General features: G+C 42.2%; 4 protein-coding genes. 3 read left to right on the top strand and 1 reads right to left on the bottom strand.

What is annotated here, in order from left to right:
• The first annotated feature begins 39 nt into the window (after nt 1-39).
• The 3 genes from RDS42_RS13750 to RDS42_RS13740 all read left to right on the top strand — a co-directional run bounded on the left by RDS42_RS13750 (nt 40) and on the right by RDS42_RS13740 (nt 2,268).
• Nucleotides 40-849: a SpoIID/LytB domain-containing protein gene (locus RDS42_RS13750; RefSeq protein WP_308784156.1), complete on the top strand. Its 810-nt coding sequence runs from the start codon at nt 40-42 to the stop codon at nt 847-849.
• A gap of 111 nt (nt 850-960) precedes the next feature.
• On the top strand, nt 961-1,776 hold the full coding sequence (locus tag RDS42_RS13745) for a peptidoglycan DD-metalloendopeptidase family protein (protein ID WP_308784155.1): 816 nt from the start codon (nt 961-963) through the stop codon (nt 1,774-1,776).
• 249 nt (nt 1,777-2,025) lie between these two features.
• Nucleotides 2,026-2,268 (top strand): GIY-YIG nuclease family protein, encoded by a 243-nt coding sequence (locus RDS42_RS13740; protein ID WP_308784154.1) that lies wholly within the window; start codon nt 2,026-2,028, stop codon nt 2,266-2,268.
• A gap of 58 nt (nt 2,269-2,326) precedes the next feature.
• Here RDS42_RS13740 and RDS42_RS13735 read toward each other — a convergent pair whose 3' ends face one another.
• The gene (locus RDS42_RS13735; RefSeq protein WP_308784153.1) at nt 2,327-2,989 is read right to left on the bottom strand and encodes a hemolysin III family protein; all 663 of its coding nucleotides are present in this window, start codon (nt 2,987-2,989) and stop codon (nt 2,327-2,329) included.
• Nucleotides 2,990-3,050: the final 61 nt, after the last annotated feature.

The following is a 3,050-nucleotide window of genomic DNA, read 5'->3' as shown; positions in this document are numbered from 1 at the left end:
ATGACATATATTAAGAAAAATACATAAGGACAAAATATTATGAAAAAGAAGGAGACTTTTCGGTATTCGGTTTTGCTGTCCCTGTTTTTTGTTCCGTATTTGCTGACTATAGCAATTAACGGAATTGAAGCAGCTATTCTCAATCACAGCCCTGATCCGGAAATGTTTATTCCGGTACTGGTATCCCGACAGATTCCGGAAGAGTATCAGAAAGAAGCAATAAAGGCACAGGCTGTGATCGCAAGAACAAATTTTCTTCGGAAAATAGAAGAGACTAATTTTTTACAGGCTCTTCAGGAAACAGGAAATGAAAAAAATCTGTGGAAAATACCGGATTCTGTATATGAAATGGCAGCAGAAGAAACAGAAGGGCAGGTGCTGACTGCAAATGGAAAATTGAATCTGGTTCCTTACCATGAGATCAGCGGGGGAGTGACAAGAGACGGGAAGGAGGCCTTTCATAATGATCAGTATGCTTATTTAAAGTCAGTAGACAGCAGTGTGGATAAGGAATCTCCCTTTTATCTGAACAGTACATATATTCCTTTGCAGCAGATGCCTTCCAGTCTGAATATTAGAGAAAGAGAGTCATCCGGCTATATAAAGAGCCTGTCTGCAGACGGAAATCTTCTTGAAGGAGAGTCGTTTGCAAGAGGAATGTCACTTGCTTCGACTAATTTTTCTGTTCAGAAAATAGGAGAACAGATCCGCTTTTTATGTAAAGGAAGAGGACATGGACTGGGATTTTCTCAGAATGGGGGAAATGAAATGGCAAAAAAAGGAAGCGACTGGAAGGAAATTCTGGAAACATATTTTCCAGGCATGGAACTGGCTGTTTATGAAGGATAGCTGATATCTTCCGGCAAAATATTGACAGAAAGCAGGGATTCTGTGTATAGACTTACATATTCTGGACACTCTATAAATACAGAAATGATTATAAGCAGAGGTGAAAGGAATATGACAAAAAACAGAATTGCAAAGTATACCGTAAATGTAGCTCTTCTGGCAGTGATTGCTGCCGCAGGAATCGGGGTTTATCAGTTTGGTACATCAAAGCCGGAAAAAAATATCCAGGAAGAAAAAGAGCTGGTCAGTATGGAGGAAGACAGATCAGAAGATGCAGAGGAAGAATTTTCAGTGGATGCAGACACCAGTCAGGTAGAAGCGGATATGGAAAATGCAGGAGGAAATATCCTGGAAGAGAGAAAAAATACCGGAACAGACAATGAAGAGGAACAAAATACAGATACGGAAGAGTTACCGGATGAGCAGATCCAGGGGACAGAAGAAAATATGCAGGAAGTGCAGCAGGATACGGAAACGGCAGCAGGCGCTGCTGCAGCTCCTTCTCTGAGCTTTTCTGAGGAGACACAGATGGAATGGCCGGTAAATGGAAATATCCTGCTGGATTACAATATGGACCAGACGGTATATTTTCCTACACTTGACCAGTATAAATTAAGTCCTGCTATTGCAGTCCAGGCGGTGGAAGGCGCTCCGGTTCTGGCATCTGTGCCGGGAACAGTTTATTCCATTGAGGAAAACGTACAGACCGGAACTACAGTTACCATGGAGCTTGGAAGCGGTTATCAGGCTGTTTACGGACAGCTGAAGGATCTGGCAGTGGAAGAGGGTCAGACAATAGAAAAAGGCGCTGTGATCGGCTATATTGCATCTCCTACAAAATATTACAGTGAAGAAGGCAGCAATCTTTATTTTGCTATGAAAAAAGATGGGGAGCCTGTGGATCCCATTGCGTATCTTCCGGAATAAACAAAGAACAGTGATTCACAAAAAATAAAAAACAACGTATAATAAAAGCAGGTGGGAATAAAAATCCGCAGTCGGCAGTTCTCCTACCTGCTTTTTCTGTATTCCCGTAATATTTTTGTGAGAAATGGTTTTGGGAATAAGTGATGCACAATAATATACCGGCTGCTTGATCATAGATGTAAGGAAATGCAATACAGGGATGGCTGCTTTGATGAAGGGCAGTTGTCCTTTACATAAAAGGAGCAGAAGATGAATTATACTTATATGGTCCGATGTGCAGACGGAAGTCTTTATACCGGGTGGACAAACTGTCTTGAAAAGCGTCTGAAAGCACATAATGAGAGCAGGAGCGGTGCGAAATATACGAAGGCAAAGCGCCCGGTTACGCTAGCATACTATGAAGGATTTGCTACGAAAGAGGAGGCTATGAAAAGAGAATGTCAGATTAAAAAGCTGACCCGGAAACAGAAGGACAGATTAATGGAATTTTAAAAACAAAAATCCCCTTACCCTTCAGGCATCAATATAGGAAGGGCAAGGGGGAAATTTTTTATAAAGGCATAGTCGAGATAAAGAAATACATGACAATAAAGTGGCAGGCGCTTCCAAGCATAATGAACACATGAAAAATTTCATGGGAACCGAAGCTTTTGTGCTTTGAGTTAAAGATAGGGAGCTTCAGTCCGTAAATGATTCCGCCGATGGTGTAGATAATGCCGCCTGCCAGAAGCCAGTTAAATCCGGCTCTGGGAAGAGAATGGAAGATGGGGACAAAGGCAAGTACACAGAGCCATCCCATTCCAATATACAGTACCGAGGAAAGCCATTTTGGGCAGTTGATCCAAAAACCTTTCAGCAGGATTCCGGCTATGGCGATCGTCCATACAAGTCCGCAGAGAATATAACCGACTCTGTTGTGAAGGGCGATGAGGCATACTGGAGTATAGCTTCCTGCGATCATGATAAAGATCATCATGTGATCGATTTTTCGCAGTCTCCGGTTGACTTTTTCCGTAGAATCTACAGAATGATAAATGGTGCTGGCTGTATATAAAAGGATCATTGTCAGGATAAATACGGCAAGCGCAGTAATATGAAGAGTATCTTCTGCACGGGCAGCTTTTATAAGAAGGGGAGCAGCCCCGGCACAGGCCAGAAGTACGGCAATACCATGTGTGATCGCGCTCCATGGGTCTTTTAGTTTCAGTTTCATTAGAATCGCCTCCTGAATTTAGTCTAAACATAGATGTTGATTTCATGTAGTAATGAATACT

The sequence above is a fragment of the uncultured Blautia sp. genome (assembly GCF_902497045.1).
GTDB lineage: Bacteria > Bacillota > Clostridia > Lachnospirales > Lachnospiraceae > Blautia_A.
Note: the sequence above shows the minus strand (reverse complement) of the source record. Positions and strands in the feature narration are given on the sequence as shown.